This window comes from Proteiniborus sp. MB09-C3, from assembly GCF_030263895.1.
Lineage (GTDB): Bacteria > Bacillota > Clostridia > Tissierellales > Proteiniboraceae > Proteiniborus.
In genome coordinates this window covers 1,419,255-1,440,845 of sequence record NZ_CP127161.1, presented here as the reverse complement: position 1 = coordinate 1,440,845, position 21,591 = coordinate 1,419,255, and the positions used below count along the sequence as shown (strand labels likewise).

The following is a 21,591-nucleotide window of genomic DNA, read 5'->3' as shown; positions in this document are numbered from 1 at the left end:
TGACCCTCCTCAATAATTATTCTTCAATATTTTTTCCCATAGCTGCAGGTGCCTTTACATATTTAACAGCAAACACTATTACAAATAAAGTTACTATATATGGAATAGTCTGCACTATTTGCCCTGGTATTTTGTCATTTTGAAGTATCATCTGTAATGCATCAGTAAATCCAAATAGTATGCTTCCAAAAAATACTCCTATGGGATTGTATCTACCTAATATATCAATGGCTAATGCTATAAATCCTCTACCAGCAGTCATATTCCTAACAAACATGTTAAGATGGTCTATAGATAAATAGGCTCCTCCTAATCCTCCAAGAAATCCAGTTACAAGCATAGCAATATATTTCACCCTTCCTACCTTTATACCAACTGACAATGCTGCTTCTGGATGTTCACCTACCATTCTTAGATGGAGGCCATATTTAGTGTTGTATATTACAACCCAGCTTAAAATAACAAAGACTATTGTAATTATAAATAGTGGAGAAATGTCGCCAAAAATAGGTAACGCTATAGATTTTATTCTAGGTAACATAACAGATTTACCCCTATTGCCCCAAATGATTTGCAGTAAAAGTGTAGTAAGCCCTTGTGATAAAAGATTAAGCCCTATACTGCTTATTACCTGATCTATCTTGTATTTAATACACAACACTCCATGTATCATAGCGAAAAATATACCTACTAATATACCTGATAAAAGCCCTAAATATGGATTACTCGTCAAATAAGTTCCATATGCTGCACCAAAGGCTCCTCCTAACATTATTCCTTCTAATCCTAACGCTACAATTCCAGCTCTAGCAGAAAAAATACCTCCCAGTGCCACTAAAGTTAATGGAATACTCATTCTAAAGGTAGCTAGCAGCAGCATTTCTAATACACTTATGAAGCTTCCCATGTCTTTTTCCTCCTGGTACTATTTTTTCTAAATCTAGACATTACATTTTCTGTAATCTTAGGTGCTGCAATAAATATAATAACTAATGCTTGTATCACAATAACAAAATCAAAAGGTATTTTTGCAACTCTGTTGACAGTCATAGCACCAGCCTTCAATGCACCAAAAAAGAAACCAGATATCAATAAGCTTAAAATATTTCCTCCTGCTAATGCAGCTACTGCAATACCGTCAAACCCATACCCTGATGAAAATCCATCTATAAATCTATGGCTAACTCCTAAAACAACACTTGCACCAGCCAAACCTGCTATTGCTCCACTTAAAAACATTGATATAATGCTTATTTTTCCTGTATTTATACCAGCTGTTTTAGCACTTCTAGATTTTTTCCCCACTGCCTCCATCTCATATCCAAGGACAGTTTGTTTGAATACATAGTGCATAATGACAGTTGCTATTACAGCAAGAAATATTGCTATTGTTAATTGATGCTTAGAGCTCAAAACGGGAAGGATGGAAGTCTGTTGAATTCGAATAGTCTGTCCTATGGAACCCTCATCTTTAAGGGGAAAGTTGGCTAAATAGCTAGTGAAATTAATCATTATGGAATTCATCATTATAGACGTAATAACTTCTTGAGAACCAAAGCGAACCTTTAATATTCCTATTATTGCTCCCCATACTCCCCCTGCTATTATGGCAGCCAAAAGTGAAATAACAAGGTGAATCCACAGGGGTAATCCCTTAATATAAGCTCCAGCTATTGCCGCCGCCATAGCACCTGCATAAAGCTGTCCTTCAGCTCCTATGTTTAGAACTCCAGATTTATGTGCCACCATGAAAGCAAGTCCAGTAAATATTATGGGAGTTGCCTGACTTAATGCAGTCATTACAGCTCCAGGGCTTCCAATGGCACCTTTAAATATAGCTGCATATGCACTTAATGGAGAATATCCAGCTATTAGAAATAATAATCCTCCTATTACTAAAGCTAAAAAAAGTGAAAATACAAGCCGAAAAGCCGCATTAAATCTTTCACTTGCTGTATTCAAAATTTTCACCTGCCTTTTTATTTAATTCTCCACCAGTCATTAAAATACCAAGGTCTGTATCAGAAAATGCTTCTGTTTTTCCTTCTGCTACAACTTTTCCCTTGTACATTATTATAATCCTATCACTTAAGGTCTTAACTTCTTGCAAATCTGCAGATATTAATAGTACCGCGTTGCCTTCATCGCGAAACTCTATCATTTTCTCATGTATATATTCCATGGCTCCTACGTCAACCCCTCTAGTAGGCTGAGCAGAAATAACTACCTTTGGCTCTTGCTTGAATACCCTAGACACAACTACTTTTTGCTGGTTTCCACCTGAAAGTGCTTTTATATAGGTTTCTTCATTAGGAGCTTTAATATTAAAGCTCCTAATGGCATCATTTCCATATTTTTTAATCTGGCTACGGTTTAGTATTCCTTTTTTGCTAAAGGGTAGTTGTCGATGATAACCTAATATACAATTTTCTGCTATTGTCATATCCATGATAACAGCACTTTCCAAACGGTCTTCGGGAATATGACCAATTCCACTGGCGATAAAATCAGAAACACTTCCTTCAACCTTTTTATTATCCACTTTCAAATTCATAGAATTAGGATTTCTTATTCCAGTTATTGCCTCAATAAGCTCTGTTTGACCATTTCCTTCAACGCCAGCAACTCCTAATATTTCTCCTCTGTGTATTTTAAAGCAGATGTTATCTAATATGGTACTGTCCTTATCCTTAATAGTTAAGTCAGATACTTCAAATAGCACATCACCAATATTCTTAGCTGGTCTTCTCTTGCCAATCTGAACATCTCTTCCCACCATCATATTAGCTAGTTGAAAAGAGTCTACCTCTTTCGGAGAAGTATGGCCAACTACTTTTCCATCTCTCATTACAGTTATCTTGTCAGAAATTTCTAAAACCTCATGAAGCTTATGAGTAATTATTATAATGCTTTTTCCTTGTGCTTTAAGGTTTCTCAACACAACAAACAATTCATTTACTTCAATTGGAGTCAAAACAGCAGTTGGTTCATCTAATATGAGAATTTCTGCCCCTCTATACAGTACTTTTAAAATTTCTACCCTTTGCTTTTCACCAACAGATAATTCTTCAACACGTTTATTTACATCAACATTAAAGCCAAATTTTTGTGCCATTTCCTCTATGTCTTTTTTAGCCTTAACATAATCTATTAATGAGCCTTTTTTAGGCTCTGCTCCAGCTATGATATTTTCAAGTACTGTTAAAACAGGTGCAAGCATAAAATGCTGATGAACCATTCCTATGCCAAGCTCAATAGCCTTTAAAGGGCTAGGAATGTCCACTTTTTCACCTTTAATGGTTATGGTGCCTTCATTAGGCTTTACCATTCCGTAAAGAACCTTCATTAGGGTAGATTTACCTGCTCCATTTTCTCCTAATAAAGCATGTATCTCTCCATTCTCAATAATTAAATCTGCTTTATCTAAAGCTTTTACTAGTGGATACTCTTTTGTTATATTACTCATCTCTACAACCTTCATGTAGCCACTCCTCACTAAATGAATTAATAACTATGAAAGTGATTATTTTACTTCTTTTAACCAATTATCTATTTCTTCAACTGACTTTGGAAGCTCTAGCTCTCCATCTATAACTAGTTGACGAATTTTTTCTACTTCATCCTTAATGCTTTGAGGTACCTCCACTTCACTTCCCTCATACTCTAGATCTACTGCACCTTCTTTTAAGCCACCAACTTCTGGGCCTGGATTCCAATTATTTTCTACGATTAGCTTAACTTCAGTATACATACGGTTTGCAAGATTTTCTGTAGAAGAAGCAGGCACATTTTTAGGAGCTATAGCATTTTGATTTGAAGCTCCTCCAAAGGCATATAAATCTACTTCTTCTGCTTCATTTATTACTCCTAGTCCAGAACCACCTGCAAATTGAAGTATCATATCTGCTTTTCTGCCATACATGGATTTTGCCAATTCTTTACCTCTTGCAGGATCTCCAAAAGAGCCTACTGTTCCAGTTAAAACTTCTACTTCTGGATTAGCATATTTAGCACCAGCAGTAAATCCAGTTATAGCAGCACGCATATTTGGAATATCTGTTCCTGTTATAATTCCTACAACCTTCTCTTCATTTATTTTCTCTATACTTGTATCAGTTGTCATCAGTCCAGCAAGAACACCATTTAAAAATGTCATTTGTGTAAAGTCTTTTAATATTGATTTTACGTTAGGTGCATCTACTTGAGCATCTACTATTGAAAACTTTTGTTCTGGGAATTGTACAGCAACCTTTTCTAAAGCAGTACTTGCTTGATTAGTTACTATAGTTATTAAGTCATAGCTTCCATCTTCAGCAAATTGAGTAATTAATGTTTCAAAATCTGAGATTGATTGTGGTTCAACATAATCAAGTGTTATTCCAAACTCTGCTTCTGCTTTCTTAAGTCCAGAATATGCAATATCATTAAAGTTTTGATCTCCTAATCCACCTGTCCCAACAACAAGACCTATTTTAACCTTTTTATCATTTTCTCCAGCTACATTATTTGATTCATTATTTTCTTCAAACTCAACAGGCTTTGTATTACATCCTACAAGCAAAGAGAGCATTAACAGCCCTATTAATACAAGCGAAATTACTTTTTTAGACATTTAAAATTCCTCCTATTTTCAGTTTCACGTTTTTAGAATAGTTTATTAGTTTGATAGCTTAGTTTTTAGTCCAAGTATCAGCCCCCTATATGACTTGCATTTTATTAAATAACTTTAAGAAAACAAAAAGCGTTTTCTTAAAATAAAAAACCAAAGAAAAACAAAATAAAAGCAAAATTAAGTAAACAAAACAATATAATTTGTTTAGGCTACTAAGATGTTGATAATTAGCTAATTATATATGTATTCTCATATACACATTATATTGATTATAGCACTTACAAAAATAAAATCAATAATTAAAAATTGGTTTTATTTACTTTTTGCTTGCTTTGTTTGGCTTATTGATTATTAAAGCTTATTTTTTTAATATCGGCAAAAAAACAAGGCATAGTTTCGCTTTAAGGATAATCTTTAATTACATAAAATGATTATCACAAAAACGAAACTATACCTATTGTCAATTAAGTATATGTTAAGATTAACATCCTTACAATTTAATTCGATATGCTAGATGATATAGAATTGCATTTGGTCGAGGCTTAAAGAGTTTATTAGAAAAGCACCTAAAGCAGGCTCACAGGCTCTAAGCATCGTAGCATAGTAATTGCTATTATTAGAGTAACAGATTAATTTATTTTATCTAGATTACAGATAGTGCATCGTTCAGATCTTCTATTATATCTTTAACATTTTCTAGTCCTACTGATATTCTTATCATACTTTCTGTTAATTCAAATTTAGCTAATTCCTCTTTTGGGTATCCTCTATGTGTCATTGCTGCCGGAAGCTCTATTAGGGTTTCACAATCTCCAAGGCTTACAGCAAGCTGTGCTAGTTTTACTGAGTTTACAACCTTCTTAGCATCTTCTAAATCACCATCTATTTCAAAGCTTATCATAGCCCCAAAACCACTCATCTGTTCCTTGGCTATTTCGTAGCCCTTGAAGTCTTCAAGTCCAGGGTACATGACTTCTTTCACTTTTGGGTGGTTTTTCAGAAACCTTGCTACCTCTAATGCATTTTTCTCATGCTCCCTCATTCTTACACTAAGAGTTTTAAGACCTCTAAGCAAAAGCCAAGCATTAAATGGACTCATTACTCCACCAAATTCGCACATATAGTCAAATTTTAAATACTGTATATAATCCTTATCCTTAGCTACTGCGACACCTCCTACAACATCTCCATGTCCGCAGATATATTTAGTAGCACTATGCACTACTACATCTGCTCCTAAGGTTAATGGCCTTTGGAAGTATGGTGTGGCAAAAGTATTATCTACTATTACCTTTATATTTTTCTTTTTCGCTATGTTAGAAACCTTCTTGATATCTATTATGGTTAAATTTGGATTTGAAGGTGTTTCAAAGTAAATAACCTTAGTGTTCTCATCAATTAACTCTGACAGTTCATCTATATCGCTTAAATCAATTATTCTATAGTTAACATTATATTGGGGAAGGACATGAGTAACTACATTGTAGCTAGAACCGTATAAGGTTTTATTTACTATTATATTGTCACCTGGCTTAAGGAATGAAAATAGAACTGAGCTTATGGCGGCCATACCAGAAGCAAAGGCAACTGCACCACTTCCTTCTTCTAAAGCAGCCATCCTATTTTCAAAAAGTCTTAGTGTAGGGTTATTTCCCCTAGTGTATACATAGTCATCGCTTTCAAAGGACATAACCTTTTCAACATGATCAATATTATCAAATACAAAGGTAGATGTTTGATAAATAGGAGGATTCAATGCGTTATTTGCATTTTTCCCTTCACTGCCAGAATGTATTGACATTGTTTCAAAGCTGTATTTTTTATTCTTATTCATAGGGCTTCCTCTTTTCTATAAGTTTGTTGGATAAAAATCTATATTTCTATCCATTAAAGTGTGATAATAGCATTCTTACAATTACAATGTTCCTGATTAAGCTTTCCATTAAACACTCTTAAAAATGTCCTGCTGATCTTCTCTTTGTTCACAGACAATGTACCTTGAATGTCATGTAAAGTAATCTCTCCCTTTACACCTGTACACCAGTTAGTAATTATTCCGACAGTTGCATAGCACATGCCTAATTCCTTTGCCAGTACTACCTCTGGGACATTGGTCATACCTACCACATCTCCGCCTAGGCTTTTATACATTTTTATCTCATATGCAGTTTCAAATCTGGGGCCCTCTGTACATACATATACCGCATCCCCTTTTATATCAATTGCTTCAAGCTTTGCTGATTCATAAAATTTAGTCCTTAGATTTTTACAATAGGGATCTCCCATGTCCGTATGTTTAACAGGCTCATCTCCACCTTCAAAGAAAGTAACAGGTCTTTGCTTAGTAAAATCAATAAAATTGTTTATTACTACAACATCACCAGGAGTATAGTTCTCATTGCACGAACCAACAGCAGCAGTTGAAAAAATATATTTAACTCCTAACTGCTCTAAGGCTTTTATATTTGCCCTATAGTTTATTAAATGAGGTGGTGTTGAATGTCCTTTTCCATGTCTTGCTAAAAAAACTATTTTTTCACCCTTAATATTGACTATATCGACTTCTACTTTTCCGTACTTAGTTTCAACAACCTTGGAATAGCTTCCCTCTCCAATATCATATACACCTGTACCGCCAATAATAGCTTTCTTCACAGTACCGCTCCTTCTCGAATTTTATTGTCTTTTTACTGCTAAATAAATTATTTAATTAGGCTCTTTGCACATCTTTCCACATTAAACATGACCTTTTCTATATCTATCGTCTTAAGCTCGTAATTTTCCATTAGCACTTTGCCATCAACTAATACTGTTTCCACATCTGAAGCCTGAGCAGAGTAAGCCAATGATGCGACTAAATTATATCTTGGATAAAAATGTGGCTTGTTTAAATCTATCATTATAATATCTGCTTTCTTTCCAGCCTCTAATGTACCTACCTCTTTATCTATGCCTAATGCCTTTGCACCATTTAATGTAGCCATCCTTACAGCAGTAGCAGCAGGGATTGAAGTAGTATCTCCTTTTAATGCCTTATTAACAAGAGCAGCTAGATTAATTTCTTCAAACATATTTAAGTTATTATTGCTTGCAGAACCATCCGTTCCAAGTGCTACATTTACTCCTTTTTTAAGCATATCTTCTACCCTTGCAAATCCATTTCCTAGTTTAAGATTGCTGCCTGGATTATTTGCTACGTTTACTTTCTTTTCTGCTAATATATCTATATCCTCATCTGACAAATGTACACAATGGGCAGCTAATGTATGTAATTCAAAAAGGCCCAAATCCTTTACATGCTTTATTGGAGACTTTCCACGTAGATTATAGCTATCTTCGATTTCTCTTTTACTTTCTGATAGATGGATATGTATTCCCATACCTTTTTCTGTTGCCATATCTATTACTTTGCTTAAAAATGAAGGTCCACAGGAATAAGGCGCATGAGGTCCTGCCATTACTGTTATTCTTCCATCAGCTTTACCATGCCAGTTATCAAAGTATTCCTTAGCATTTCTTATCTTGGCCTCCTGATCTCCACTTTCAGACATACCTATTGACAAGCTTGCCCTTATGCCAGCCTCTTCTACTGCCTTAGCTACATCATCCATAAAAAAGTACATGTCTGCAAAGGATGTCACACCTGATTTAATCATCTCCACTATGCTCAGCATAGAGCCCCAGTAAACATGCTCAGGTATTAATTTTTCTTCTAGAGGCATTATTCTTTCAGTTAGCCAAGGCCAGAATGGCAAGTCATCAGCATAGTTTCTAAAAAGTGACATTGCTATATGAGTATGTGAATTTACTAATCCGGGCATTGCTAATTTATTTGTTCCATCAATAATCTTGTCTGCTTTAAATTCCTCAGGGACTTGCCCTATGCTTTTGATTCTTCCGTTTTCTATGGCAATATTAGTATTATCCATAAGTTCAGCTTCACTGCTCATGGTTAGAACCGAAGCATTCTTAATTAAAATGTTCATAAAATATCCTCCTTTTTTCTTACAAAATATTTTGTTATCATTATCTTAATTTGAAATTCTAATATGTTCTATAATGATTATATCTAAAAACAAATAAAAATATAAGATAGTAAAAAGCAGTCCATTAAGAAATAATGAACTGCTTAAATTTATAATTTATATTAATGGAGATTTGAACTTACTGTATCTTTAAGTAAATCCCTAAGGCTATTTGCAGTATAATCCTTTACATCCACCCAGCCATCAGTTGAATTATGCTGGTTGCTTATACTTGTATTATATATATATCCTTCTCCACCTTCATTGAAGCCTTTTGCTATAAGCTTATGGGTATTTTCTCCGGATAAATAATAGGAGAATTCGTCATTATCGTCTTTTACCTCGACAATATTATTAAAGGAATTTAGTATTGCCCTTTTTTCCTTTAATGTCACGAAAAACATTCTCATGATACAGCCTCCTTAGTAGAAATCACCTCTACACAATATTCTACCTAAAGTAAAGCTATTTTATCCTTCCTTCTATCCCTTTAATATTTTAGCATTCTGCTCTTCTATAAACTGATTTGTATACAATCTATAGTAGTATCCTTTTTTCTGTAATAGCTTATGGTGATTTCCTTCCTCTATTATCTTTCCATCCTTTATTACAAGGATTCTATCTGCTGTACGTATTGTAGAAAGCCTGTGCGCTATGATAAAGCTAGTTCTGCCCTTTAATACCTTGTGAATAGCATCTTGTATTTTTTGTTCAGCTTCTGTATCAATTGATGAAGTTGCCTCATCCAATACAAATATTCTCGGATTAGCAAGTACTGCTCTTGCAAATGATATAAGCTGCTTTTCTCCTGTAGACAGCTTACCGCCACCTTCTCCTACTTCTGTATCATAGCCTTTCTCCAGCTTTTTAATGAATTCATGAGCATTTACAAGCTTTGCAGCTCTTATTATATCTAGCTCACTGGCATCCAGATTTCCATATCTTATGTTATCCTTTATAGTACCACTAAACAAGTGAGGTCCTTGTAAAACATAGCCTAAGCTAGAGTGTAGCCAAAGTAGTGGCATCTTTTTATAATCAATGCCATCTATTAATATTTGGCCACTTGTAGGCTCATAGAATCTACAAGCCAAGTTTACTATGGTACTTTTTCCTGAGCCTGTTTCTCCAACTAATGCTACGGTTTCTCCCGCTTTAATATGGAGGTTGAAGTTCTCTAGAACCTTTTCACCAGTATTATAGGCAAAGGTAACATCCTGATAGGTTATATTTCCTTTTATTTCTGGCCAAGCATCCTTTTTGGGATTTAATGGGTCTCCATATTCTTTTATTACATCTTCATCATCTTTTATCTCAAGCTTAGTATCTATCATAGATAATACCCTTTCAGCAGAAGCCTGCGCTGATTGCAGCTCTGCAAATACACGTGCTACCTCTCTAACAGGTTCAAAAAACTGAACTGTATATGATATAAAAGCCACTAATGTACCATAGCTTATAGTTTGTAAAAATACACTTTCTCCACCATACCAAATAGCCATACCAGTTCCTATAGAAGATAAAATCAAGACTACAGGCTGGAACAAAGAAGAAAATACTGCCGCCTTTATAGAATTGGACTTCATGCTTCTTGTCAACTCTACAAACTCGTTAAGATTACCTTCTTCTCTAACTAAGGTTTTTGTAGTCCTTGCTCCCATTATTCCTTCATTAAAAGCGCCAGTAATACGAGAATTTATCTTTCTAGTCTGTCTATGGGCCTTTAAAATTTTCTTTTGGAAATACATGCTTACAACTGCTAGTATTGGCATTACCAAAAGCACAACTAAAGCAAGCTTCCAATTAAGGAAAAGCATTACAAATGTCATTACTATCATTAGAGTAAAGCCCCAAACCATGTCTACTATACCCCAGGCAATGGTATCTCCTAGCCTTTGAATATCTGATGTCATACGTGCCATTATCCATCCTACAGGAGTAGTATCATAATATGAAAAGGATAGCTCCTGTAAGTGCTTAAAGCCCTCTTGTCGAATATAGTATACAACTCCAGTCTCTACTTTACCAGCTATGGCTATGAAAAAGCCTATGGTTATTACTTGTATTATAGTTATCAATGCATAAACTATTCCGAAAGCTACAATCCCGCTAATACGGAAGCCATTAAAAAGTACTACATCTTTTAAATTGCCTTTTACCACATAATTATCTATTATGAATTTTGTCATCAATGGAAATATTGAATCTATCACTGCAAGATTGACCATAAAAAAACATAATATTATTAATTGCTTTTTTAAAGGCTTTGCATAATAAAAAATCTTTTTCCATAATTTTAAATCAAATTTACTATTATAATCTTGTTCTTGAAAAGAACTCATTTTTAACACCACCTTTTTTGTCGAAAGCCAAAATGTCTACACTGTTTTACTGCCTATGAGCAGCTCCTCCTCTAAGGAATTTTGAATATCCCAAATTCGTCTATATAATCCTTGCTGAGATATTAGTTCTTCATGAGTACCTGATTGTGCTAGTTCTCCGCCATCCAACACAAGTATAATATCTGCCTCTGACAATGTGGATATTCTATGAGATATTATGAATGTTGTTGTTTTTTCTTTTCTCATTTTTAAAGCCTTTCTTATATTTGCATCAGTTTCAGTGTCTACTGCACTAAGAGAATCATCAAATACAAGAACTGGATAATCATTTATTATAGTTCTAGCTATGGCCACTCTTTGTTTTTGTCCTCCAGAAAGTGTAACCCCTCGTTCTCCCACTAATGTTTCATAGCCTTTTTCAAAGTCTAATATTACATCATGAATAGAAGCAATTTGCGCTGCTTCATAAACTTGTGAATCAGGCGCATCCTTCCATGCAATTCTGATATTTTCTTTAATATTCTTAGAATATAGAAAAGGTTCTTGTAGTATTATACCTACATTTTTTCTAATCCATTTTTTATCTATTTCTCTTAGCTCTATTCCATCAATTTTAATTGAACCTTTTTGATAATCATAAAGTCTCCCTAGGAGATGAACTAAAGTAGATTTACCTGAGCCAGTAGGCCCCAGTATAGCTACTGTTTGCCCTTGCTTTATATTAAAAGATACATCCTTTAAGATAGGTCTATCTTTCTCATATTCAAAATAAACATCTTTAAACTCTATATCTCCCTTTATCTCAGGCTTCAATAGATTTTCGTCAGTTATTTCTAAAGGTTCATTAACTATTTCCGTTACCCTTTTTAAAGAAACTACCATTTTACCAAAGTCTGCTAAAACTCTTCCCATTTGCCTTATAGGCCATAGCAGCATTCCCTCATAGGTAGTAAATACTACTAATATACCTAGAGATATTTCTCCCTTGGCAGCCCAATAAGCACCAAATACCAGCACTGCTCCAATCTGTAGCAGGCAAGCTAAGTCTGATAATGCCCAATACCAAGCTAGTAGTTTAATTAATCTATAAGTTAGATCTCTAAACTCTACATTCTTCTCATCAAATTTATCTATTTCATACTGCTGACGAGCAAAGGCTCTAACTACTCTTATTCCAGTAAGATTTTCCTGAAGCACATTAGAAAGTCTACCCTCTGCTTCATCTGATTTTTGAAATGCATTTCTCATTTTTATAAAAAAAACTATTGCTGCTACGAAAATAATTGGAACTACTGCCATTGCAATCAATGTAAGCTTTACATTAAGAGAAAGCAATATACTTAGTACCAATGTAACCATAAATATGGCATTACCTATCTCAACAAATTGAACTGCAAAAAATCTTCTTATTGTTTCAATATCTGATGTACATCTTTGTATCAAATCCCCTGTTTCAGCCTTTACATGATACTCATAAGATAAATGCTGCAGGTGATCATATACTTCTTCTCTAATATTTTTAGCTATGGATTCAGAAGCTATTGCAGACCATTTACCTCTTAAATATATGAATAATCCTCTTCCCATTGTCAAAACTATAAGAGCTATACTACATATCCAAAGATTTTGAACTAATGTGTCTCTGCCACCTATTGAATTAACTGCTTTTTCTATCCAAATAGGCAATTCCATTGGATTATCCCCTATTACTGAGTCAATAGAAAAACTAATAACTAAGGGCCCTGCCAATGTAAATGCCGTAGCCAATGCTACACTCAATATTGCACCAACATATAATAATTTATTGCCCTTCATTGATTTCATTAATAATCTAAAACTGTCCATAATTATTCACCGTCCTTTTATTTTTTTGTAATTTGATCTGTCAACCTGATTCTAAGATAAAATTTTGTTCCATTTTTCTTTTTAATAACTTTGCCATAATACTCCTCCTCAAATTAATAATACACAGTCTCGCAACACAAATTTACTTGCTCGCTACCCTTCATAAATTTGGTCCTAACGGACACTCCTATCATAAACCTACAATAGGGTTGGTGCTCGTTGCGTTTGAGCTACCATCGATTTATGATAAAAGCTTTCATAAATCGGGTTAGGTCATAAAAAAGGCCATAGGATTATTATTTCCTATGGCTCATATAGAATACGAAGGTAGCTACACTGAAAAAGACAGTATAAGACCTTATAAATACAAAAAGCCATAGGATGGTATACACAACCCTATGGCTATTTTCACCTAGTTTAAGTGTTAAAAAATACTAAATCAGTACTTAAAAAACACTGGTCGTGCATATAAATTATTTAATTCTATTTTATTTTTATTAATTAAGATGTTCATTCTGATGTTCATGACACGACCTCCTTTTTTTGAAATATTTTCTAACATAAATTAGTATATTAAACTTTTCTGAAAAATACAACTACTTTTTCACTTTGTAATACAAATGTAATATTTACCTAAGCATTAATGAGTTTAAACTATGTAGTAATAGTAACTACATAATGAATGATAAATATTTTTTATATGTTAATAAAAACTATTTGACATAATATCTATATAATAATATTATTATTATATAGATATTATAAAGCTGTATAAAGCTCTTGTGGAGGGGATAAAGTGAAAAAAATTTTAAGTTTTATTATGATATTTACTCTTGTTTTTTCCATAGGTTGTTCTAATCCCACTATTAATAGTTCCTTTGAGGAAAATACTCGTCCCGTAATTGTTGAAACCTTAGAAGCAAAGACTTTTCCAATCCTATTAAGCTACATAGGAACTCTACAATCTAAAGACTTAAAAAAGTATAGCTTTAAGAGTACTGCAAAAATAAAAACTATACATGTTGAAACAGGCCAATATGTAAAAAAAGGTGACTTACTTATTGAGTTGGATGCTTCTGACATTAATAAGGCTGTAGATGCTGCCAAATATCAAATGGAGGCTGCCAAAGCAGTATATGATAAGTCCCTGAAAGGTGCCACTCAAGAACAAAAAAAGCAAGCAGAGCTTACAGTTAAGCAGGCTCAGGATGGCTACAACTTTGCCCTAGACTCCTATAACAAAATACTAGAGCTATATGAAGCAGGTAGTATTTCTAAGCAAAAGCTTGATGAAGTAAAACTACAACTGGACAATGCAGAGAGTTCCTTAAAGCTTGCAAATGAGAGCCTAAGCCAAGTTAAAAGCGGAGCATCTGAGGAAGATAAAAAAGCAGCTTATTCTCAATATGAACAAGCAAAAACAGCATATGAAGCACAGCTTAGTCTCTTAGAAGATGCCTCATTAAAATCTGATACTGATGGATATATTGTAGATATATTATATAAGGAGGGAGAACTCGTTCCTCAAGGCTATCCCGTGATAATACTCCGCACAGACCAGCAAATAATTACTGTTGGCTTATCTCAGCAGGATGTAAAAAAAATTGATATAGGAACTAAAGCAAATATCACAATAGATAATATAAATGTGCAAGCTTATGTTTCTAATGTAAATAGAACTGTAGATATGGAAACATTAACTTACAAAACTGAGCTAACAATAGATGACAATATATCTGATAAAGACTTTTTGTTAGGTGCTATTACAAAGGTAGATTTTAAAATAGGCGAAGAGAAAGGTATCTGGATTCCAATAGCTAACGTAATGAGTGACTCTAATGATTATGTTTATATAGTTGAAGATGAGCATGTAGTTAGAAAGGATATAAAAATAAAGAGTATCTATGAGGACAAAATTCTTACAGATGAATTGATACTAGGAGAAAAACTCATAATTAAAGGAATGAAAAATGTAAAGGAAGGCTATAAGGTCATTATAGAAAATTAGGTGGGGGTGAGATTATGACTCATTTTGCTGTAAATAATAGAAGGATTACATTATTCTTAGCCCTGATCCTTACTATAGCTGGATTATATAGCTACTATGTAGTCCCAAAGCAAGATAACCCAGATGTAGCCCCTTCTATTGCATTGGTAACAGCAGTTTATCCTGGTGCAGCACCAGAAGATGTTCACAAGCTGGTTACAAAAAAACTAGAGGATAGTGTAGAGCAAATTGAAGGCTTTGACAAGGTAGTTTCCTATTCTAAAAATAGCCTATCCATTTTAGTAGTCTATTTAATTAATGATGCTGATGTAAATAAATCGTGGGCAGAATTAATAAATAAGATGACTGAGGTTAAACCTGAGCTTCCTGAAGAAGTTACAGATATTAAGGTAAACACTCAGCTAGCAGATACATCAGGAATAATTATCAGCTTTTCCGGCGATAAATACAGCTATGAACAGCTTGCAGCTTATGCAGAAAATATTAAAAATGAATTAACTAAAATAAATGGTATCTCTCGCTTTGAAGTTGATGGAAAACTTGAAAAAGAAATTGTAATTACAATTGATGTTGCTAAAATAAATCAGCTTGACATTTCCCTAGATGAAGTAGTACAACTATTAAAAATACAGAACATGGAAATACCATCTGGCAGTATTAAAACTGAAAGCTCAAAAATAAATGTTAAAATTCCAGTTTCTTTTAATTCGATTGAGGATATAAAAAACACTATAGTAGGCATTTCTAAAGATACTGGTGCAGAGGTTCGGATAAAAGATATTGGACAGGTTTCCTTGAAACAAGAGGAAGGTACTCTTAAATATAAGAAGAATGGTAAAAATGCGGTTTTATTAACAGGTTACTTTAATGAAGACAAGAATATAGTTCTAGTAGGCAAAGAAGTTAGGAATACCTTAAACAAATTAAAGGAAAGCCTCCCAGAAGGCGTTATTTTTGATGAGGTATTATTTCAACCTGAAGATGTAAGCAATGCAGTTTCAAGCTTTATGAGCAATTTGATTCAAGGAATAGTATTTGTACTAATTGTAGTACTTATAGGAATGGGGCTTAGAAACGCTTTAGTTGTATCAACTGCAATACCATTTTCAATTGTACTTACCCTTGTTGCAATGTATCTATTAAAAATCAAAGTACATCAAATTTCCACTGCTGCACTAATAATTGCCCTTGGCATGTTAGTAGATAATGCAATAGTAGTAAGCGATGCTATTCAGTACCTGATAGATGAAGGGTATGATAAGTTATATGCTGTTGTAGAAGGTGCAAGGAAATCCATGATACCCATATTCACCTCCACATTAACTACAGTAGCTGCGTTTGTTCCACTTCTTTTACTCCCAGGAATGGTAGGAGAATTTGTATATAGTCTTCCAATGGTTGTAATCATAGCACTAAGTGCTTCATTTTTAGTAGCTATGATAATAACTCCAACACTTGCATATATTTTCTTTAAGCCTTCTAAGAAAAAAGCATTTTTTCTTGAAAGACTATATCCTATATTTAATAAAATGCTATTGTGGGGATTAAAAAGAAGGAAAACAATCATTGCTATATCTTTTGTTGCTTTGCTCTTAACTATATTTTTAACTTATCAGATAGGGCTTCAATTTTTCCCTTATATTGATAAGAATGTTATATATATTGATATTCAATCTGAAATTGTAGGCAATATTGAAGAAACAGAAAAACTGACTGAGGATATAGAAAAGATATTAGTTCAACATGAAGAGATAATAGATTATACTACTTCTATTGGCGGAGGACTGCCTAAATTTTATCTGACTGTAACACCTACTATCCCTTCTACAGATCATGGTCAAATATTGTTAAAGCTAGATCTAAAAAAAGGCGGTCGTTTAAAATCTAATGAGAAATTTGCAAACTATCTTCAAGAAACCTTGGAAAAAAGTATAGTAGGAGGCACTGCTGCTGTAAAGCTTCTAGAATATGCTGAGCCCATAGGTGCCCCAGTAAGAATAAGAGTATCTGGTGAAAGTCTTGATAGAGTTATGGAAGTGGCAGAGGAGCTTCAAAGCGAAATTAGAGACATATCAGGCACTATAAATATAAGGGACGATGCTCCTAAAAAAAGCTATGAATACATAGTAGATATAGATCCTGACATTGCAATGCATCATGGAATAACAAAGGTAGATGTTCAAAGACAGGTAAATATTGCTTTAATGGGAGCTAAGGCAACTACATTTAGGAAGGCTGGTAATGAATATTCAGTCGTAGTTAAAAGCGATATTGATGCTAAAAGTCAGCTAGAAAACTTAGCTATTAAATCATCTATAACAGGAAGCAAGATTCTGCTAAAGCAAATTGCAGAAATAAAATTAGGTGCACAGACAGATACTATAACCTCATATAATAAGGATGTGGCTGTTACTGTATATAGCGATGTAAAAGACGGCTATAGCCCAGTTGATATACAAAACACCATTGAGAAAAGTAAACTTGAGAATATCAATACTCAAGATGTTACTATTACATTTGATGGTGAAAGAGAGCAAATAATTGATAAATTCAGTAACGTAGGATTTTCAGCTATATTCGCAATACTGGCAATATACATCATATTGTTGTTCCAATTCAGGTCTTTTTCAAAGCCTATGATTATACTTATTACTCTTCCTTTATCTTTAATAGGCTCTATAGTTGGATTATCTTTATTTAGGCAGCCTTTGTCCTTCATGGCCTTTTTGGGAATAGTGAGCCTTTTTGGAGTAGTGGTAAATAACGCTATTCTACTAATAGAGTACATAAACGAGGCTAGAGATAAAGGTCACGATGCAAAGTCTGCTTGTGTAGACGCAGTAGAAAAAAGATTTAGACCTATTATACTGACTACTACTACAACTGTCATAGGTTTAGTTCCTCTAGTACTCTCAGGCAGTCCTATGTTTACGCCAATGGCAGTGTCTCTAATGAGCGGGCTTATGGTGTCTACTATATTGACATTGGTTATTATACCTGTGGTATATAGTTTGATGGCTGGATTTACAGAAAAGCATTATAATAAAAGGCAGAACAGAGTAAAATTGTGATACTTGGATGTTTACAAACATATATATTATAATATTATGTAAATAAGGTAATCGTATCGCAAAGGTGTGTCTGCCATTATAGAACTAGACAACAACTCTAATCACTCTGTCTCGCATGCAGGGTGATTATTTTATCTCTATTAGAAAAAAATAAATTAATAAACTGCTACTGCTATAAAACTTAACAAAACACTAAGAAATTACAAGTATTAACGAGTTATTTGCTAATATCTATACCTATTGTTTCAATTTCATTATATTTCGTCTTAAGTCACACTTGAATACCACAATAAATATACTATAATATAAATATAAGGTCAAAGAAAGTCAAAGTCAATAAATTTAAAGGAGGTTTTTTATATGTTTGGTTTAAGTCCATATAACAGAAGAAATAGAGAGATGATGAATAGGCCAAGTGACTTCTTTAATTTTGACAACTTCAGCAATTTTATAGACAGCTTCTTTAATACAGATTTCTTCCCTCAAGTTCAAAATGTTGGTCAAATGAAGGTTGACATAAAAGAGAAAGATAATAAATACATCCTAGAAGCTGAACTACCAGGAGTAAATAAGGATGAGATTACTTTAGAGCTTAGGAATGACATGTTGACCATATCTGTAGAAAAAAATGAGCAAATTGAAGAAACTAAAGAGAATTACATTAGAAAAGAACGCAGATACGGCTCTCAATCAAGAAGCTTCTATGTAGAAAATGTAAAAGCTGAAGATATTAAAGCTAATTTTGAAAATGGAATTCTATCAATCTCTCTTCCTAAAAAAGAAGTAAAACCTAACAGCAATAGAAAAATTGATATTAACTAAAAATTACCCCTATTACATTTTTAATTATCAAAAGTCCAGCCTGATCCAAGCTGGACTTTTGATATTTTAAATATTTTTGTTATTTCACAACTATATTAAATATTCTGCCTGGTACATATATTTCTTTTACTACATTTTTGTCCTCTATTAGGCTGTATAGTTTTTCATCTTCTGCTAGCTTTGCTTTTGCTATCTCTTGAGTTGCATCTGATGGAACTGATATTGTGCCTTTAACTTTGCCATTGATTTGAACTGCTATTTCTATTACATCCTCTACAGTTTTATTCTCATCCCATATAGGCCAGGATTGTTCATTTATCATTCCACCAAATCCGTTTATATCCCATAGTTCCTCAGTTATATGCGGAGCCACTGGATTTAGTAGTATAAGGAATGTTTTAAATTCCGCCTTATTGATTTTTCCTGTATCATTGAATTCATTTAGCAAGCTCATAAGTGTTGCTACAGCTGTGTTAAATTTCAATGTTTCATAGTCTTCGCTTACCTTTTTGATTGTCCTGTGCATGCTTGTTTCTAGTTGTTTAGAATATTCATCTCCATCAACTAATAATTCTTGAAGTCTCCATACTCTATCTAGGAATCTTCTACAGCCTTTTACACCATTTTGAGACCAAGGAACGCTTTTTTCAAAGTCACCTATGAACATTTCATATAGTCTTAGGGTATCTGCACCAAATTCGTCTACTATTTCATCTGGATTTACTACATTGCCTCTCGACTTTGACATCTTTTCACTATTATCTCCTAGTACCATTCCATGTGATGTTCTTTTTTTGTATGGCTCTGGAGTAGGTACCACTCCGCAATCGTATAGAAACTTATGCCAGAATCTTGAATACAATAGGTGTAATGTAGTATGCTCCATTCCTCCATTATACCAGTCAATAGGAAGCCAATAGTCAAGGTTTCCCTTGCTTGCTAGCTCTTTGTCGTTATGAGGATCAGTATATCTTAAGAAATACCAAGATGAACCTGCCCATTGAGGCATAGTATCCGTTTCTCTTTCTGCAGGACCACCACATTTAGGACAAGTAGTCTCTACCCAATCTCTTATGTTAGCAAGTGGTGATTCTCCATTGTCAGTAGGCTCATAGCTTTCCACCTCTGGAAGCAATACTGGAAGCTGTTCTTCAGGCACTGGAACCCATCCGCACTTTTCACAATAAACCAAAGGTATAGGCTCTCCCCAGTATCTTTGTCTAGAGAATACCCAGTCTCTAAGCTTATAGTTAGTTTGTCTATGTCCTATTCCCTTTTCTTCTAGCCAATCGCTTATCTTTTCTTTTGCTTCCTTTACTGAAAGTCCATTTATGAAATCTGAGTTCACTATTGTACCATTTTCAATATCCGTAAATGCTTCTTTTTCTACATTGCCTCCCTCTACTACTTCAATTATAGGAAGACCAAACTTCTTAGCAAATTCCCAGTCTCTTGTATCATGGCCTGGTACAGCCATTATAGCACCTGTTCCATAGGACATAAGCACATAGTCTGATATCCAGATAGGTACTTCTTTATTGCTTACTGGGTTTACTGCATTTATTCCGTCGATTTGTACTCCAGTCTTTTCTTTAGACATTTCTGTTCTTTCAAAGTCAGATTTCTTATGTGCATATTCCCTATATTCTTCAATCTCATCAAAATTTTTTATTTTATCTTTAAGCTCATCTATAAGAGGGTGTTCTGGTGATATAACCATATATGTTGCACCAAAAAGAGTATCTGGTCTTGTAGTATAGACTGTGATTTTTTTATCCCCAGTTATTTTAAAATCTACCTCCATACCTTCTGAACGACCTATCCAGTTTTTCTGTTGTATCTTAACCCTATCTATATAGTCAACTAAGTCTAAATCCTTAATTAGTCTTTCTGCATATTCGGTTATTTTAAGCATCCATTGATTTTTAGTCTTTCTAACTACTTCTCCGCCGCAACGCTCACATCCTCCATTAACTACCTCTTCATTAGCAAGACCAACCTTGCAACTTGTACACCAGTTAATAGAAGCTTCTTTCTTGTATGCCAATCCTTTTTCAAACAATTTTAAGAATATCCATTGTGTCCATTTGAAGTATTCAGGATCAGTTGTATTGATTTCTCTTGACCAATCAAAGGACAAACCCAATGACTTTAACTGCTCTTTAAACCTAGCAACATTTCTTTCTGTTACTATAGCAGGATGTATCTTATTCTGTATTGCGTAATTTTCTGTAGGCAATCCAAATGCATCCCAGCCCATTGGATATAGTACATTATATCCCTGCATTCTTCTTTTTCTCGCTACCACATCAAGAGCTGTATATGGTCTAGGATGACCTACGTGAAGCCCTTGCCCTGATGGATAAGGGAACTCTATTAGTGCATAGTATTTTGGCTTTGATTTATCCTCTGAGGCATAAAAGGTTCCTTTCTCATCCCAAATGTCCTGCCATTTCTTCTCAATTGATTTTGGATTATACTCTCTCATATCTCTCACTCCTCAACTCACAACATTTAATATTTTAGAAACTCTACAAAAATAAAAAAACCTTTCAACTCATATAGAGACGAAAGGTTCGCGGTACCACTCTAATTGACAGCAAAATATTTACCGTCCACTCAAATAACTTTAACGGATTTATCCGATTAGAGCTAATATATTTCACTCCAATAGCTCAGAGACGAGTTCAGATATTGTTACCATCGTTTTCCACCCACCAACGACTCTCTAGAAGCAACTTCATAACCTACTATTTCTCTTCAACGCAATTATTCTAATTATATGGTATTGTACCAAATTTTTTTCCATAAAGCAAATATTATTTATATTATATGTCATTATATAATATGCTAAACATGTCGTAAT

Annotated in this window: 14 protein-coding genes and 1 other annotated feature; of the genes, 3 read left to right on the top strand and 11 right to left on the bottom strand. The window is 33.9% G+C overall.

The window, feature by feature from the left end; all coding sequences use genetic code 11:
• Nucleotides 1-16 precede the first annotated feature (16 nt).
• The 10 genes from QO263_RS06930 to QO263_RS06885 form a co-directional block, all read right to left on the bottom strand.
• A complete protein-coding gene (locus QO263_RS06930; protein WP_285628032.1) occupies nucleotides 17-907 on the bottom strand; it encodes an ABC transporter permease in 891 nt (296 codons plus the stop codon).
• Nucleotides 892-1,962, bottom strand: a complete 1,071-nt coding sequence (locus QO263_RS06925; protein ID WP_285628029.1) for an ABC transporter permease — start codon at nucleotides 1,960-1,962, stop codon at nucleotides 892-894. The genes QO263_RS06930 and QO263_RS06925 overlap by 16 nt, the downstream gene beginning before the upstream one ends.
• Nucleotides 1,946-3,481, bottom strand: a complete 1,536-nt coding sequence (locus tag QO263_RS06920) for an ABC transporter ATP-binding protein (RefSeq protein ID WP_285628026.1) — start codon at nucleotides 3,479-3,481, stop codon at nucleotides 1,946-1,948. Before QO263_RS06920 ends, QO263_RS06925 begins: the two co-directional genes overlap by 17 nt.
• Before the next feature lie 42 nt (nucleotides 3,482-3,523).
• Entirely contained in the window at nucleotides 3,524-4,612 is a 1,089-nt protein-coding gene (locus tag QO263_RS06915) for a BMP family lipoprotein (protein WP_285628024.1), read from the bottom strand.
• Between the two features lie 643 nt (nucleotides 4,613-5,255).
• Nucleotides 5,256-6,446 carry a trans-sulfuration enzyme family protein gene (locus tag QO263_RS06910; protein ID WP_285628022.1) on the bottom strand — a complete coding sequence of 397 codons (1,191 nt, stop codon included), beginning with the start codon at nucleotides 6,444-6,446 and terminating at the stop codon, nucleotides 5,256-5,258.
• Nucleotides 6,447-6,499: 53 nt separating this feature from the next.
• Nucleotides 6,500-7,267: an S-methyl-5'-thioinosine phosphorylase gene (locus QO263_RS06905; RefSeq protein ID WP_285628019.1), complete on the bottom strand. Its 768-nt coding sequence runs from the start codon at nucleotides 7,265-7,267 to the stop codon at nucleotides 6,500-6,502.
• 47 nt (nucleotides 7,268-7,314) lie between these two features.
• Nucleotides 7,315-8,598 carry an amidohydrolase gene (locus QO263_RS06900; RefSeq protein WP_285628017.1) on the bottom strand — a complete coding sequence of 428 codons (1,284 nt, stop codon included), beginning with the start codon at nucleotides 8,596-8,598 and terminating at the stop codon, nucleotides 7,315-7,317.
• Between the two features lie 161 nt (nucleotides 8,599-8,759).
• A complete protein-coding gene (locus QO263_RS06895; RefSeq protein ID WP_285628015.1) occupies nucleotides 8,760-9,047 on the bottom strand; it encodes a hypothetical protein in 288 nt (95 codons plus the stop codon).
• Between the two features lie 72 nt (nucleotides 9,048-9,119).
• Nucleotides 9,120-10,979 (bottom strand): ABC transporter ATP-binding protein, encoded by a 1,860-nt coding sequence (locus tag QO263_RS06890; RefSeq protein ID WP_285628013.1) that lies wholly within the window; start codon nucleotides 10,977-10,979, stop codon nucleotides 9,120-9,122.
• Between the two features lie 36 nt (nucleotides 10,980-11,015).
• Nucleotides 11,016-12,824, bottom strand: a complete 1,809-nt coding sequence (locus QO263_RS06885; RefSeq protein ID WP_285628010.1) for an ABC transporter ATP-binding protein — start codon at nucleotides 12,822-12,824, stop codon at nucleotides 11,016-11,018.
• 796 nt (nucleotides 12,825-13,620) lie between these two features.
• Here QO263_RS06885 and QO263_RS06880 point away from each other — a divergent pair.
• The 3 genes from QO263_RS06880 (at nucleotide 13,621) to QO263_RS06870 (ending at nucleotide 18,725) form a co-directional block, all read left to right on the top strand.
• Nucleotides 13,621-14,832, top strand: coding sequence for an efflux RND transporter periplasmic adaptor subunit (locus QO263_RS06880; RefSeq protein WP_285628007.1), 1,212 nt, complete (start codon nucleotides 13,621-13,623; stop codon nucleotides 14,830-14,832).
• Between the two features lie 14 nt (nucleotides 14,833-14,846).
• Nucleotides 14,847-17,903 (top strand): efflux RND transporter permease subunit, encoded by a 3,057-nt coding sequence (locus QO263_RS06875; RefSeq protein WP_285628004.1) that lies wholly within the window; start codon nucleotides 14,847-14,849, stop codon nucleotides 17,901-17,903.
• A gap of 360 nt (nucleotides 17,904-18,263) precedes the next feature.
• Nucleotides 18,264-18,725 carry an Hsp20/alpha crystallin family protein gene (locus tag QO263_RS06870; RefSeq protein ID WP_285628002.1) on the top strand — a complete coding sequence of 154 codons (462 nt, stop codon included), beginning with the start codon at nucleotides 18,264-18,266 and terminating at the stop codon, nucleotides 18,723-18,725.
• A 79-nt stretch (nucleotides 18,726-18,804) separates the two neighbouring features.
• Here QO263_RS06870 and leuS read toward each other — a convergent pair whose 3' ends face one another.
• A complete protein-coding gene (gene leuS, locus QO263_RS06865) occupies nucleotides 18,805-21,213 on the bottom strand; it encodes a leucine--tRNA ligase (protein ID WP_285627999.1) in 2,409 nt (802 codons plus the stop codon).
• Between the two features lie 72 nt (nucleotides 21,214-21,285).
• Nucleotides 21,286-21,498: a binding site (T-box leader), on the bottom strand.
• Nucleotides 21,499-21,591: the final 93 nt, after the last annotated feature.

What these genes read in the sequence shown, in the direction of transcription:
- QO263_RS06930 (WP_285628032.1), bottom strand. Translation starts at nt 907, where the DNA reads ATGGGAAGCTTCATAAGTGTATTAGAAATGCTGCTGCTAGCTACCTTT.
- QO263_RS06920 (WP_285628026.1), bottom strand. Translation starts at nt 3,481, where the DNA reads ATGAAGGTTGTAGAGATGAGTAATATAACAAAAGAGTATCCACTAGTA.
- QO263_RS06915 (WP_285628024.1), bottom strand. Translation starts at nt 4,612, where the DNA reads ATGTCTAAAAAAGTAATTTCGCTTGTATTAATAGGGCTGTTAATGCTC.
- QO263_RS06910 (WP_285628022.1), bottom strand. Translation starts at nt 6,446, where the DNA reads ATGAATAAGAATAAAAAATACAGCTTTGAAACAATGTCAATACATTCT.
- QO263_RS06900 (WP_285628017.1), bottom strand. Translation starts at nt 8,598, where the DNA reads ATGAACATTTTAATTAAGAATGCTTCGGTTCTAACCATGAGCAGTGAA.
- QO263_RS06895 (WP_285628015.1), bottom strand. Translation starts at nt 9,047, where the DNA reads ATGAGAATGTTTTTCGTGACATTAAAGGAAAAAAGGGCAATACTAAAT.
- QO263_RS06890 (WP_285628013.1), bottom strand. Translation starts at nt 10,979, where the DNA reads ATGAGTTCTTTTCAAGAACAAGATTATAATAGTAAATTTGATTTAAAA.
- QO263_RS06885 (WP_285628010.1), bottom strand. Translation starts at nt 12,824, where the DNA reads ATGGACAGTTTTAGATTATTAATGAAATCAATGAAGGGCAATAAATTA.
- QO263_RS06875 (WP_285628004.1), top strand. Translation starts at nt 14,847, where the DNA reads ATGACTCATTTTGCTGTAAATAATAGAAGGATTACATTATTCTTAGCC.
- QO263_RS06870 (WP_285628002.1), top strand. Translation starts at nt 18,264, where the DNA reads ATGTTTGGTTTAAGTCCATATAACAGAAGAAATAGAGAGATGATGAAT.
- leuS (WP_285627999.1), bottom strand. Translation starts at nt 21,213, where the DNA reads ATGAGAGAGTATAATCCAAAATCAATTGAGAAGAAATGGCAGGACATT.